Raw genomic sequence first — 13,626 nt, 5'->3', positions numbered from 1 at the left:
CGTAGCCCGGGCTTCAGCCCGGGAGCTGTTCCTGGGCCCCGGACTGAAGCCCGGGCTACCGACGCCCCGGCGCTGCACCCGCGCAGCCGTGCCGAACGCCGTTGGTGGATGGAAAGAGCGCCATCCACCCAACAACCGGGTTCCCGGACTGAAGTCCGGGCTACCAGTGCCCCGACGCTGTACCCCCGTAGGGTGGATCGCGCTTCATCGATCCACCGTTGGCGCGATGCCGGGCGCAATTGGCAAATGCACGGAACTTCCACCCCGCAGCCCGGGAGCTGCTCGGGTCCCCGGACTGAAGTCCGGGCTACCGGCGCCCCGGCGCTGCACCCTCGATGCGCTGCGGATTACACCGTACAAGCGTCCGAAGCCTCGGCGTGATGCGCTTCGTGGCCTCAGCGCATCCTACGAACCGGTGGCGCCCATCGCGTCCTGGCACATGATGGCCGGCGAGCGCCGGAGGGTGGATCGCGCTTCATCGATCCACCACCGAAGTGGCGCCGAGCGCCATTGGTGGAGGGAAAGAGCGCCATCCAACCTACAACCGGGTCCCCGGACTGAAGTCCGGGCTACCGATGGCCTGGCGCGCACCCCCAGGTGGGGCCATTCCCCTTTTCATCCCGGGCCATGGCCCGTTCGACGACGCTGCCCCGGCAGCCACAAGGAGTAGGCAATGAACGAGAAGGCGTTTTTCTGGCAGGTGCAGAACGGCCAGCTACCGGCCCCCAAGGCCGCCGCGACCCTGGGCATCCGGATTCTTGCGGTGGATGGCGAGGCCGGCACCATCGAGGTTTCGTTCGAGGCCGTGGAGGCCTTCACCAACCCGGTGGGCAACGTACAGGGCGGGTTTCTCGCCGCCATGCTGGACGACACCATGGGCCCGGCCCTGGCCTCGACCCTGGGGGAGGGGGAGTTCGCCCCCACGCTGAACCTCAACGTCAGCTTCCACCGGCCCGCCCGGGTCGGCACGCTGCTCGGCCGGGGGCGTGTGGAGCGGCGCGGCGGCCAGGTGTGCTTCCTCTCCGCCGAGCTGGAGCAGGCCGGCAAGGTGGTGGCCACGGCAACCGCCACGGCGTTGGTGAGCCGGGTATGACGCCGCGTAGCCCGGGCTTCAGCCCGGGAGCTGTTCGTGTCCCCGCACTGAAGTCCGGGCTACCAGTGCCCCGGCGTTGCACCCGCGCAGCCGTGTTGGACGCCGTTGGTGGATGGAAAGAGCGCCATCCACCCTACAACCGGGCTACTGGAGCTGGCATGCCCATGTCGCGGGTATCTGACCGTTGTAACCGTCGTCTTGTTGAGCGGCTCGTTGAGATTTAATGTAGCCAGATCGGCTACGAATGAAGCTAAAAAGGCTACAACATGAACCTTCTGGATACGCTTTTCGGCCTGCAACGCCAGCGCGTGCTGAGCTGGCTGCTGCTGCACCCCGAGCAGGCCCTGCATGTGCGCGAGCTGGCGCGCATCACCGATACCCACCCCGGCTCCCTGCACCGGGAGCTGGCACGTTTGGCTGAGGCAGGCCTTTTGCTGCGTTCACAGCAAGGCAACCAGGTGCTTTACCAGGCCAATCGGCAGTGCCCGGTGTTCGAGGAGTTGGCCGGGCTGTTCCGCAAGACGTCGGGTGTTGTCGATGTACTGCGGGCAGCCTTGGCGCCTCTGTCTGCCTCTATCGAGTACGCCTTCGTGTTCGGCTCCGTGGCCCGAGGCGAGGAGCAGGCCCACAGTGATGTGGATGTGATGGTGATAGGCTCGGCGGGCTTCGTCGACCTGGTGCGGGCGTTGAACCCTTGCCAGGAGCAGCTAGGTCGTGAGGTGAACCCGGTGCTGTACGGGGTGCAGGAGTTCCAGCGCAAGCTGGCCGAAGGTGAGCCCTTCATCCGCGAGCTGGTGAGTCGGCCGCGGCTGTTCATACAGGGAGTAGAAGATGACTTTGGAGAATTTGCTGGCCTTGCAGCGTCTGCAGCAAGTAACCCCTGACAAGGCTGCCATTGCTCGGCTGGTCGCCGCCGCCAGCCGCAATCTGGCCGATGCCCAGTTGCAGGCCCTGAGTGCCGACAACCGTTTCGATGCCGCCTACAAGTGCCTGCTGCAATGCGCCATGGTGGGGTTGCAGGCTAACGGTTACCGCACTTCCACCAGCCAGCCGGGCCATCACCAGACCGCTCTGCAGGCGCTGCCCAAGAGCATGGGCATCGAGCCTGAGCGTTTGATGGTGCTCGACACCTTGCGGCGCAAACGCAATCTCAGTGACTACGACGGTGAGCCGGTCTCCGAGGCGATGCTGGCCACCTGCCTGGAAGAGGCCCACAGCTTGCTAGAGCACACCCTGGGCTGGCTACGCGAACACCATCCCGAGCTGGTCGATTGAGGTCGCGGGGTGTTCTCGCATCAGGCTTTGACTCATTGGTGATGCGGGCCGTGCTGGCACTTTGTATGCTTGCGCGGTTCGTTCCCTCTCTCCCTCGGCCACCCGCTGAATGGGTTGGCGAGTCATCAAGGACGTTGAAATGAAGGCATCGGAAGCGCGTTTTCTCGATCTCCTCAAGCAAGCCCCGCAGTTCGTCATCCCCATCTACCAGCGCACCTACTCCTGGACGGAGAAGGAATGCGAGCAACTGTGGAATGACATCCTGCGGGCCGGGCGTGACGAGGAGGTGAGTGCGCATTTCGTGGGCTCGGTGGTGTACGTGGAGAAGGGCCTGTCGAGCCTGACCAGCGTGGAGCCCTACCTGGTGATCGACGGCCAGCAGCGCCTGACCACGGTGACCCTGCTGCTCACGGCTCTGGCCCACCACCTGGCGGGCCTGGACGAGGCGGAGCAGGAGCCGCTGGACGGCTTCTCCCCCGAAAAGCTGCGGGCCTATTACCTGGAGAACCCGCTGGAGCGCGGCGAGCGGCGCTACAAGCTGGTGCTGTCGCAAACCGACAAGGCCTCGCTGATCGCCCTGGTGGCCGGCAAGGAACAGCCTGCGGAGCATTCCCTGCGGGTGTACGAGAACTACCGCTTCTTCGAGCGCTGCATCGCCGAGCAGCATGAGGACCTGGCCGCCCTGTGCCGGGGGCTGGCCAAGCTGGTGCTGGTGGACATCGCGCTGAATCGCTCGCAGGACAACCCGCAGCTGATCTTCGAAAGCATGAACTCCACCGGCCGCAAGCTGAGCCAGGCCGACCTGATCCGCAACTTCATCCTCATGGGGCTGGAAACCGAGCTGCAGAGCCGTCTGTACGAGGACTACTGGCGGCCGATGGAAGTGGCCTTCGGGCAGGAGGCCTACGGGCTCTATTTCGATGCCTTCATGCGCCACTACCTGACACTCAAGACCGGCGAGATTCCGCGCCAGGACGAGGTCTACGAGGCCTTCCGCAGCCACAGCCGCAAGCCGAAGGTCGCCCAGCTCGGGGTGGAGGCGCAGGTGCGCGAGGTGCGTGACTACGCGCGCTACTTCTGCGCCATGGCGCTGAATGCCGAGCCCGACCCGGAGCTGGCCCAGGCCTTCCATGACCTGCGGGAGCTGAAGGTGGAGGTGGCCTATCCCTTCCTGCTGGAGCTGTACCACGACTACGCCACGGGCCAACTGAGCCATGCGGACCTGCTGGCGGCGGTGCGCCTGGTGGAGTCCTACGTGTTCCGCCGCACGGTCTGCGCCATCCCCACCAACTCGATGAACAAGACCTTCGCCACCTTTGGCCGAGCGCTGAAGAAGGACCGCTACCTGGAGAGCATCCAGGCGCACTTCCTGGGCTTGCCGTCGTACCGCCGCTTCCCCTCGGACGAGGAATTCCGCCGGGCGCTGCCGGAGCGCGACCTGTACAACATCCGGGTGCGCAGCTACTGGTTGCGGCGCTTCGAGAACTTCCAGCGCAAGGAGCGGGTGGTGGTGGACGAGTACACCATCGAGCACATCATGCCGCAGAACCCGGCACTCTCCGCCGAGTGGCGCGAGGCCCTGGGGGCCAACTGGGAGGAGGTGCACGGCTACTGGCTGCACACCCTCGGCAACCTGACCCTGACCGGCTACAACGCCGAGTACAGCGACCACCCGTTCCAGGCCAAGCGCGACATGCCAGGCGGCTTCCGCGAGAGCCCGCTGCGCCTGAACGCTGGCCTGGGCAGCGTGGAGCAGTGGAACGAGGCGGCCATCCAGGCACGCGCGGCGCAACTTGCCGAGCGGGCCTTGCAGGTGTGGACGGCGCCGCACCTGGAGGCGCAGGTGCTGGCGGCCTACCAGGAGCCGTCGGAGGAGACGGGCTACGGGCTCAAGGACCATCCCTACCTTCAGGTGGAGCCGGGTGCGTCGCTGTTCGAGGCCTTCCGCAAGGCGGTCAAGGCGCTCGATCCCTGTGTCAGCGAGCAATTTCTGAAGCTGTACGTGGCTTTCAAGGCCGAGACCAATTTCGTCGACGTGGTGCCCCAGGCCGGGCGCCTGCGCCTGTCGCTGAACATGCCCTTCGCCGACATCAACGACCCGCGCGGGCTGTGCCGCGATGTGACCGGGTTGGGGCGCTGGGGCAATGGCGATGTATCCGTGGGGCTGGAGTCGTTGAATGACCTGCCGTACATCCTCGGGCTGGTGCGTCAGTCCCTGGAGCGGCAACTGGGCAGTGGGACGGACGCATGAGCAACTTCGATTTCCTCAAGGCCGAATGGCCGGCCCTGCACGCCGAGGCGCTGAAAGCCGAGGCAGGGGTACTGGCCGACCCGCGTTCGGCGTGCTTCTACGCGCGGCGCACGCTGGAGCTGATGGTGGCCTGGTTGTTCCAGGCCGACCGCAGCCTGCGCCCGCCGTACAAGAGTGACCTGTCGGCCTTCCTCTTCGAGCCCAGCTTCAAGGCTCTGGTGGGGCCGATGCTCCACGCGAAGATGGAGATCATCCGCAAGCGCGGCAACGATGCGGTGCACAGCACGCGGCAGGTGCGCCAGCAGGATGCCCAGGCAGTGCTGAGCGAGCTGTTCCATGTCACCTACTGGCTGGGCCGCACCTACGCCCGCCATGCCAGCAGCAAGCCGGATGCGGCGCTGCGCTTCGACCCCAACCTGCTGCCGCCACCCCCGGCCCAGGCCGTGGCCCGCAGCCTGGCGCAACTGAAGACGCTGGAGCAGGACGCCGCCCAGCGTGACGCCGAGCTGGCCGTGGCCCGCGAGCAGAATGCGGCGCTGGATGAGGAGGTGCGCCGCCTGCGTGCCGAGGTGGAGGCAGCCAAGGCCGCCAACACCCAGGTGGCGGACACCCACGATTACAACGAGGCGCAGACCCGCGACCTGTTCATCGACCAGTTGCTGCACGAGGCCGGCTGGACGCTGGAGGCCGAGCGCGACCGGGAGTTCCCGGTAGAGGGCATGCCCAACGCCAGTGGCCAGGGCTCGGTGGACTACGTGCTGTGGGGCGACGATGGCCTGCCGCTGGCGCTGATCGAGGCCAAGCGCACCCAGAAAGACCCCTACGACGGCCAACGCCAGGCGGAGCTCTACGCCAACTGCCTGGAGGCGCGTTACGGCCGCCGCCCGCTGATCTACTTCACCAACGGCTACGAGCACTGGCTGTGGGATGACCGCCTCTATCCCGCGCGGCTGGTGCAGGGCTTCCACAAGAAGGCAGAGCTGGAGCTGATGCAGCAGCGCCATGCCAGCCGCCGCCCATTGGGCGAGGCGAGCATCGACCCGGCCATCGTCGAACGTCATTACCAGGTGCGCGCCATCCGCCGCATCGGCGAGACCTTCGAGCGTGACCGCCAGCGCAAGGCCCTGGTGGTGATGGCCACCGGCGCCGGCAAGACCCGCACGGTGATCGCGCTGTGCGACCTGCTGATGCGTTGCAACTGGGCCAAGCGGATTCTCTTCCTCGCCGACCGGGTGGCGCTGGTGAACCAGGCCGCCAATGCATTCAAGACCTTCCTGCCCTCGGCATCGCCGGTGAACCTGGTGACGGAGAAGGGCGGCGAGGGGCGGGTGTACGTGTCCACCTACCCGACGATGATGGGGCTGATCGACGAGAAGCAGGCGGGCCAGCGGCGCTTCGGCGTGGGTCACTTCGACCTGATCGTGATCGACGAGGCGCACCGCTCGGTGTACCAGAAGTACCGGGCGATCTTTTCCTACTTCGATGCTCTGCTGGTGGGGCTGACGGCGACACCCAAGGACGAGATCGACCGCAACACCTACAGCCTGTTCAACCTGGAAAGCGGTGTCCCCACCGATGCCTACACCCTGGAAGACGCCATCGCCGAGGGCTATCTGGTGCGCCCGCGAGCCGTTTCCGTGCCGCTGAAGTTCCAGCGCGAGGGCATTCGCTATGACGACCTCAGCGAAGACGAGAAGGACCAGTGGGATGAGTTGGACTGGGGTGATGAGGACGCGGCGCCCAAGGAGGTAGGCGCCGAGGCGGTGAACCGCTGGCTGTTCAACACCGACACCGTGGACAAGATGCTGGAAACCCTGATGACGCGCGGCCACAAGGTGGCCGGAGGCGAGCGCATCGGCAAGACCATCATCTTCGCCAAGAACGACGATCACGCGACCTTCATCGCCAAGCGCTTCGACGCCAACTACCCGGACAAGGCCGGTCACTTCGCGCGGATGGTGACCTACAAGGCCCCCTATGCGCAGACGCTGATCGATGACTTCTCGATCAAGGACAAGGCGCCGCACATCGCCATCTCCGTGGACATGCTGGACACCGGCATCGACGTGCCGGAAGTGGTCAACCTGGTGTTCTTCAAGGTGGTGCGCTCCAAGGCCAAGTTCTGGCAGATGGTGGGGCGCGGCACGCGGCTGTGCACGGACCTGTTCGGGCCGGGGCAGGACAAGGAAGATTTCTTCATCTTCGATTTCTGCCAGAACTTCGAATTCTTCAACGAGAACCCGGAGCCGGCCGAGGGCTCGCTGACCGAGCCCCTGAGCCAGCGTCTGTTCAAGGCCCGGCTGGCGATGCTGGCCGCGCTGGATCGGCGCCGCGCGCAGGCGGGCGTCCGCGAGCCTGCGGGCGCCTATGAAACGAGCTACAGCGATGATGAGCTGCGCGAGGACATCGCCCTGATGCTGCACGAGCGCGTTGCGGCCATGACGCTGGATAACTTCCTGGTACGGCCCAAGCGGCGCTGGGTGGAAACCTACGCCCAGGTGGGCATCTGGAACGACCTGGGGCCCGCGCAGTTGCAGGAGTTGGCGGAGCACCTCTCCGGGTTGCCTTGCACCCTGGCGGAGGAGGACGAGGAGGCCAAGCGTTTCGACCTGCTGATCCTGCGTTTGCAGCTCTGCATCCTCAACGCCGAGCCGGGTTTCGCCCGTTACTCCGAGGCCGTGCAGGAGCTGGCTCAGGCGCTGCTGGAGAAATGTGCGCAGGTGCCGGCCATCGGCGCCCATGCGTTGCTGATCGAGGCCGTGGCGGGACAGGAATGGTGGGAGGACGTGACCGTTTCCATGCTGGAGCAGGCCCGGCGCAAGCTGCGCGGGCTGATCAGGCTGCTGGAGCCGGGACGTGGCCGCACGGTTTACACGAACTTTGCCGATGAGCTGGGCCGGGTCGAGGAAGTGGCGATGCCGACCATGATCAATCCGGCCAGCTTCGAACGCTTCCGTGAGAAGGTGCGGGCCTTCCTGCGCCAGCACCAGGATCACCTCTCTCTGCAGAAACTGAGGCGCAACCAGCCACTGACCGCCCTCGATCTGCAGGCCCTTGAGCAGATGCTGGTGGACAGCGGTGCGGCGGCAGGCGAGATCAACCTGGCCAAGGAGCACGCTCACGGCCTGGGCCTGTTCGTGCGCTCCCTGGTGGGCCTGGACCGTGAGGCCGCGACCGAGGCGCTGGCGGCCTTCCTCGTCGGCAAGACGCTCAGTGCCAACCAGATCGAGTTCGTCGACCTGGTGGTGCAGCACCTCACCGAGTTCGGGGTGATGGAGCCCTACCGCCTGTACGAGTCGCCCTTCACCGACCTGACCCCGGCAGGGCCGGATGGCTTGTTCAGCACCGAGCAGGTCGATGAGCTGTTGGGCGTGCTGGAGCGGGTGAAGTCCTCAGCGATGGTGGCGTAGCGGCGTGATGCTACGACCGAACCGGTAGAACCGGTGGCACCCGTAGGATGGGCTGAGCTGTGCGAAGCCCATCGCGTTCTGGCACGCGATTGCCGGCGAGCACCGTGGGTGGATCATGCTTCACCGATCCACCATTCGCGGCCATGCCGAGCGTCATTGGTGGATGGAAAAAGCGCCATCCACCCTACGCGGTGACTCCCCTCGATGTGCTCTGGATGACGCCGTGCAAGCGCATGAAGCCCCGGCGTGATGCGCTTCGTGCCTCAGCGCATCCTACGAACCGAACCGGTAGAACCGGTGGCACTCGTAGGATGGGCTGAGCTGTGCGAAGCCCATCGCACCCTGGCACACGATTACCGCCGAGCGCCGTAGGTGGATCGCGCTTCACCGATCCACCATTCGTGGCCATGCCGAACACCATGGGTGGATGGAAAGAGCGCCATACACCCAATGCGATGCTCACCCTCGATACGTTGTGGATGACGCCGTGCAAGTGCCTGAACCCCCGGCGTGATGCGCTTCGTGCCTCAGCGCATCCTACGGACCGGTGGGCCTATCGCGGCCTGGTACGTGATTGACGGCGAGCGCCTCCGCCACCCTGCACTAGCGTTCGCGCATGGCTTCGGAGCGGGCCTTGAGGACGGGTTTGAGGAGGTAGTCGAGCACGCTTTTCTCGCCGGTGATGATGTCCACGGTGGCGACCATGCCGGGGATGATCAGCAGCGGTTTGGCGTCGCTGCCGAGGTGGCTTTTGTCGGTGCGGACCTGGATCAGGTAGAAGCTGTTGCCCTTGTCGTCGGTGATGGTGTCGGCGCCGATCAGTTCCAGCTTGGCCTTGAGCCCGCCGTAGATGGTGTAGTCGTACGCGCTGAACTTCACCATGGCCTTCTGCCCGGGGTGGAGGAAGGCGACGTCCTGCGGGCGGATGCGCGCTTCGATCAGCAGGTTGTCCTCCAGCGGCACCACTTCCACCATGTCGCTGCCCGGCTGGACCACGCCGCCGATGGTGTTGACCTTGAGCTGCTTGACGATGCCGTGCACCGGCGAGAGCACGGTGGTGCGCGAGACGCGGTCGTCGATGGCGCGGCCGGTGGAGGTGATCTTCTGCAGCTCGGTGCGGGCTTCGTTGAGTTCCTTGAAGGCGTCGGAACGGAACGACAGCTGGCTCTCCTCCATCTTCCGTTCGATCTCCTTCACCGCTGCCTCGGCCCGGGGGATGGCCAGGTTGGTGCCGTTCAGCTCGCCGCGCATCTCCACCGCGCTGCGCCGCAGGCGGAGGATCTCCACCTCGGAAATGGCGCCGGTGCCCACCAGCGGCTGGGACATGTTCAGCTCCTGCTGCAGCAGCGCCAGGCTGGAGGCGTACTGCTGGGACTTGGAGCGGAACTCGGCCAGTTCCTGCTCCTTCTGCCGCAGCTGTTCCTTGAGGATGTGCTGCTCGCTTTCCAGCCGCTGCAGGCGCGTGCGGTTCAGCGCGCGTTCGTCCTCGGCCAGCTGCGGCGCGCCCTTGGCGATTTCGTCGGGCACCTCGAAGGGGCGGCCCTCGGCCTCGGCGGCCAGGCGTTCGACCCGCGCCATCAGCGCCAGGCGGTCGGCCTCGGTCTCGCCCTTGTTGGAGAGGAAGCGGGTGTCGTCCAGGCGCAGCAGCACATCGCCCTTGTTCACCACCTGGCCCTCGCGGACGAAGATCTCCGAGACGATGCCGCCCTCCAGGTTCTGGATCACCTGCACCTTGCTGGAGGGGATGGCCTTGCCTTCCCCGGTGGTGACTTCCTCCAGCACGGCGAGCTTGGCCCACACCAGGGCGACGATCAGCAGGCTGCAGGCCACCCACACGGTGATGCGGGTGCCGGTGGGGGAGTCTTCGAGGATGGCGCCGTCCACCTCGGGCATGAACTCGGTGTCGGCACGGGCCGGGGCGCGGCCGCCGAAGTACTGGGCGGGGGTTTGAGCGTTGGCCATGGAGCCCTCCTAGACAGCCGCCGGGCCGACACGGCCCTTGCGCAAGGCATCGATGACGGCCTCTTTCGGCCCGTCGGCGACGATGTGCCCGGCGTCCAGCACCACCAGGCGTTCCACCAGGCTGAGCATGGAGGCGCGGTGGGTGATGAGCACCACCGTCTTGCCCTGGGCCCAGGCGTGCAGGCGGTTGCGCAGCAGGTCTTCGCTGGTGTTGTCCATGGCGCTGGTGGGCTCGTCCAGCAGCAGGATGGGCGGGTCCAGCAGCAGCGCGCGGGCCAGCAGCACGGCCTGGCGCTGGCCGCCGGAAAGCAGCTGGCCGCGCTCGCCCACCGGGCGGTCGAAGCCCTGGGGGTGTTGCCGGGCCAGTTCGGTGACGCCGGTCAGCTCGGCCACCTCCAGCATCCGCGCGTCGTTCACGTAGCGGGCGCCGAGGGTGAGGTTGTCGCGCAGGCTGCCGGAGATCAGCGGCATGTCATGGGTGACGAAGCCGATCTGGTGGCGCAGGTCGGCCACGTCCAGCTGGCGCAGGTCGATGCCGTCCAGCAGCACCTGGCCTTCCTCGGGGCTGTAGAAGTTCATCAGCAGCCGCGCCAGGGTGCTCTTGCCCGAGCCGCTGCGGCCGATGATGCCGACCCGCTCGCCGGCGGCCATGCGCAGGCTGACGTTGTGCAGCGCCGGGGCGTTCTGCTCGGGGTAGCGGAAGCTCACCCCGCGCACGTCGATGGCGCCGCGGATGTGGGTGCGTTCCAGCGGCTGCTGGGTGTTCTCCCGCTCCTGGGGCAGGCCCATCAGCGAGTCGGTGCTCTTCATCGTCAGCTGGGCCTGCTGGTAGCGGGTGATGAGCCCGGCGATCTGCCCGAGCGGCCCGAGCACGCGGCCGTTGAGCATGTAGCTGGCCACCAGGGCGCCGACGCTGAGGTTGCCGCCGATGATGCTGTAGACCCCGGCGACGATCATCGCCAACCCGGCGAACTGCTGCAGGAACAGGGTGCCGTTGGTGACCAGCGCGGAGAGGAAGCGGGCGTGGCTGTCCAGGCGGGTGAGGGCGCCGTGGGTGCGCTCCCAGCGGTGCTGGCGCTCGCTCTCGGCGCCGCAGGCCTTGAGGGTTTCCAGGCCGGAGAGGGTTTCGATCAGCAGTGCCTGGCGTTCCGCGCCCAGGGCCAGGCTGCGCTGCACGGTGTCGCGCAGGCGGGCCTGGATGATCCAGGCGAAGATCGCGGTGATGGGGAAGGCGAGGATCGGGATCACCACCAGCCAGCCGCCGAGCAGCCCGATCACCACCAGCATGAGGACGGAGAAGGGCAGGTCGATGAGGCTGGTGAGGGTGACGGCGGTGAGGAATTCCCGCAGGCCCTGGAAGTCATGGATGCTCTGGGCGAAGCCGCCGATGGTGGCCGGCTTGGCCTTCATCGACATGCCGGTGATGCGCTCGAAGAGGGTGGCCGAGAGCACCACATCGGTCTTCTTCCCGGCGGTGTCCAGCAGGTGCGCCCGCAGCACCCGCAGCAGCAGGTCGAAGCCGGTGCCGATGAGCAGGCCGATGGTCAGCACCCAGAGGGTGGAGGTGGCCTGGTTGGGCACCACGCGGTCGTAGGTCTGCATCACGAACAGCGGCACCAGCATGCCCAACAGGTTGATCAGCAGACTGGCGAGCACCGCGTCGGTGTAGAGCCAGCGCGACAGCCGCAAGGTGTCGCGGAACCAGGACTTGACCCGGGGCATCAGCGGCTTGCGGGTCTCCTCCAGCTCGTGGCGGGGGCGGGCGAACAGCGCCTGGCCGCTGTACTCGGCGGCCAGGGCCTCGCGGTCGATCCATTGCTGACCACCGTCGGACTCGCTGGGCAGGATCAGCGCGCGACCATCCTTGCCCCACTGGTGCAGCACCGCGCTGCGGCCGTTGCGCAGCAGCAGCAGCACCGGCAGGTTGAGCGGCGAGATGGCGTGCAGCTCGCGGCGCAGCAGGCGGCTCTGCAACCCGGCCCGGGCGGCTGCACGGGGCAGCAGCTCCGGGGTCAGGCGCTGTTCGGCCAGCGGCAGGCCGGCGGTGAGGCTGCCCCGGCTGGCGGGGCTCTCGTGCAGCCTGCAGAGGATCAGCAGGCCGTCGAGCAAGGGGTCATCGTGGCTCTGCCGCGGGTCGACTGCGGGGCCCGCCAGTTCCATGGTGGTCATCGACTGCTCCCGATCCGGGTTACTTCAGGTCCGGCAGGTGGGCCTCGCTCTTCACCTCGGTGGCGGCCACGGCTTCGGCCGGTACCACCACCCGCTGGCGCTGCAGCAGGCTGCCCATGGCCGCGAACACGCGGTACATGGCGAACTCCTCGGTGTAGCGGACTTCGACGTAGCGGCGGTTGGCGGTGAACAGCTCGTTGTCGCTGTCCAGCAGGTCCAGCAGGGTGCGCTGGCCGAGGCCGAACTGCTGCTGGTACGCCTCGCGCACGCGCTGGGTGTAGTCGGCGTATTCACGCGCCTTGGGGGTTTGCAGGCGGGCGTTCTCCATGGCGTTCCAGGCCAGGGCGAGGTTCTCGTTGAGGGTGCGCAGGGCGTTGTTGCGGATGTCCATCGACTGGTTGATGGAGTGGGCGGCGGCCTGCAGGCGGGCCTTGTCGCGCATGCCGTTGAACAGGTTGTAGTTCATCACCACGGCGGCGCGCCAACCCTTCACGTGGCCCTCGTCACCCTGCACGTCGTTGTCGGCGTTGGTGGCCAGCTCGCCGTCGAAGCGCGGGTAGAACGGCGACTTGGCCGACTCGTACTGGCTCTCGGCGGCCTGCACGTCGGCCTGGGCGGATTTCAGGTAGGGGTTGTTCTCCATCATGGTCTGGCGGGCCGCCAGCAGGTCGGCAGGCATCTCGCCACGGACGCTGGAGGGGGCTTCCAGTTCGTCCGCCGGGCGGCCGACGGCGCTGAAGAAGTTGGCCTCGGCATCGGCCAGGTTCACTTCCTCGGTGTAGAGGTTGTTCTCGGCCAGGGCCAGGCGGGCGGCGGACTGGTCGGAGTCGGCGGTGCTGCCCACGCCGCGCTGGCTGCGCAGGTTGATCTGGTCACCGACGCGCTGGTGCGACTGCAGGTTGTTGCGGGCCAGGGCCACCATTTCACGGCGCTTGAGCACTTCCAGGTACACCTCGATGGTGCGCAGCGCCAGGCTCTCGGCGGTGGCCAGGGTGTAGTAGGCGCGGGAGTTCACCACCGATTGGGTACGGCCCACCTCGTTGGGGGTGTTGAAGCCGTCGAACAGCATCTGCCGCAGGCGCAGCTCGGCGTTGCTGTAGTTGAGGGTCTCGGTGTTGTGGTTGCCCTGGGCGCGGGTGCTGGGGTTGTCGGTCATCTGCCGGCCGTAGCCGGCGATCAGGTCGACGGTCGGCAGGTAGCCGCCCTTGGCCACCTTCACCTGCTCGTCGGCGACCAGCCGGGCGTTGGAGGCGGCGCGCAGTTCGGGGTGGGTGTCGAGGGTGCTCTGAATCGCATCCGTGAGATTCATCGCCTGGACCTGGGTGCTGGCGAAGGCCAGCAACATGGCGCTCCAGAGTGGGGTGAGTGCTCGCATGAGGGGTGTCTCCTTGTCCGATGCTTCTTGCTGCTTTCTTCTGGGTCGCCATTTTTTTGGCGAAATTGCCTGTTCAACCGTTTCAGGCTTG

General features: G+C 66.7%; 8 protein-coding genes. 5 read left to right on the top strand and 3 right to left on the bottom strand.

Annotated features, from left to right (window positions below):
- The first annotated feature begins 673 nt into the window (after positions 1 to 673).
- The 5 genes from SZ55_RS23685 to SZ55_RS23665 all read left to right on the top strand — a co-directional run bounded on the left by SZ55_RS23685 (position 674) and on the right by SZ55_RS23665 (position 8,029).
- Positions 674 to 1,093, top strand: coding sequence for a PaaI family thioesterase (locus SZ55_RS23685; RefSeq protein ID WP_044412609.1), 420 nt, complete (start codon positions 674 to 676; stop codon positions 1,091 to 1,093).
- Between the two features lie 266 nt (positions 1,094 to 1,359).
- Positions 1,360 to 1,977, top strand: coding sequence for a MarR family transcriptional regulator (locus tag SZ55_RS23680; RefSeq protein WP_044412606.1), 618 nt, complete (start codon positions 1,360 to 1,362; stop codon positions 1,975 to 1,977).
- Complete coding sequence (locus SZ55_RS23675; RefSeq protein WP_044412603.1) at positions 1,925 to 2,368, top strand: DNA-binding protein; 444 nt, start codon at positions 1,925 to 1,927, stop codon at positions 2,366 to 2,368. Before SZ55_RS23680 ends, SZ55_RS23675 begins: the two co-directional genes overlap by 53 nt.
- Before the next feature lie 139 nt (positions 2,369 to 2,507).
- The gene (locus SZ55_RS23670) at positions 2,508 to 4,619 is read left to right on the top strand and encodes a GmrSD restriction endonuclease domain-containing protein (protein ID WP_044412599.1); all 2,112 of its coding nucleotides are present in this window, start codon (positions 2,508 to 2,510) and stop codon (positions 4,617 to 4,619) included.
- Positions 4,616 to 8,029, top strand: coding sequence for a DEAD/DEAH box helicase family protein (locus SZ55_RS23665; protein ID WP_044412596.1), 3,414 nt, complete (start codon positions 4,616 to 4,618; stop codon positions 8,027 to 8,029). The genes SZ55_RS23670 and SZ55_RS23665 overlap by 4 nt, the downstream gene beginning before the upstream one ends.
- A 603-nt stretch (positions 8,030 to 8,632) precedes the next feature.
- Here SZ55_RS23665 and SZ55_RS23660 read toward each other — a convergent pair.
- The 3 genes from SZ55_RS23660 to SZ55_RS23650 are packed head-to-tail and all read right to left on the bottom strand — an operon-like array spanning position 8,633 to position 13,535.
- The gene (locus SZ55_RS23660) at positions 8,633 to 9,991 is read right to left on the bottom strand and encodes an HlyD family type I secretion periplasmic adaptor subunit (protein ID WP_044412594.1); all 1,359 of its coding nucleotides are present in this window, start codon (positions 9,989 to 9,991) and stop codon (positions 8,633 to 8,635) included.
- 9 nt (positions 9,992 to 10,000) lie between these two features.
- Positions 10,001 to 12,160 (bottom strand): type I secretion system permease/ATPase, encoded by a 2,160-nt coding sequence (locus SZ55_RS23655; RefSeq protein ID WP_044412592.1) that lies wholly within the window; start codon positions 12,158 to 12,160, stop codon positions 10,001 to 10,003.
- Between the two features lie 19 nt (positions 12,161 to 12,179).
- Positions 12,180 to 13,535 (bottom strand): TolC family outer membrane protein, encoded by a 1,356-nt coding sequence (locus SZ55_RS23650; RefSeq protein ID WP_044412590.1) that lies wholly within the window; start codon positions 13,533 to 13,535, stop codon positions 12,180 to 12,182.
- Between the last annotated feature and the right edge of the window lie 91 nt (positions 13,536 to 13,626).

Source organism: Pseudomonas sp. FeS53a, assembly GCF_000931385.1.
In the GTDB taxonomy this organism is placed as follows: Bacteria; Pseudomonadota; Gammaproteobacteria; order Pseudomonadales; family Pseudomonadaceae; genus Metapseudomonas; species Metapseudomonas otitidis.
The sequence above is the reverse complement of the archived record's forward strand: the minus strand, read 5'-3'. Positions and strand labels throughout refer to the sequence as shown.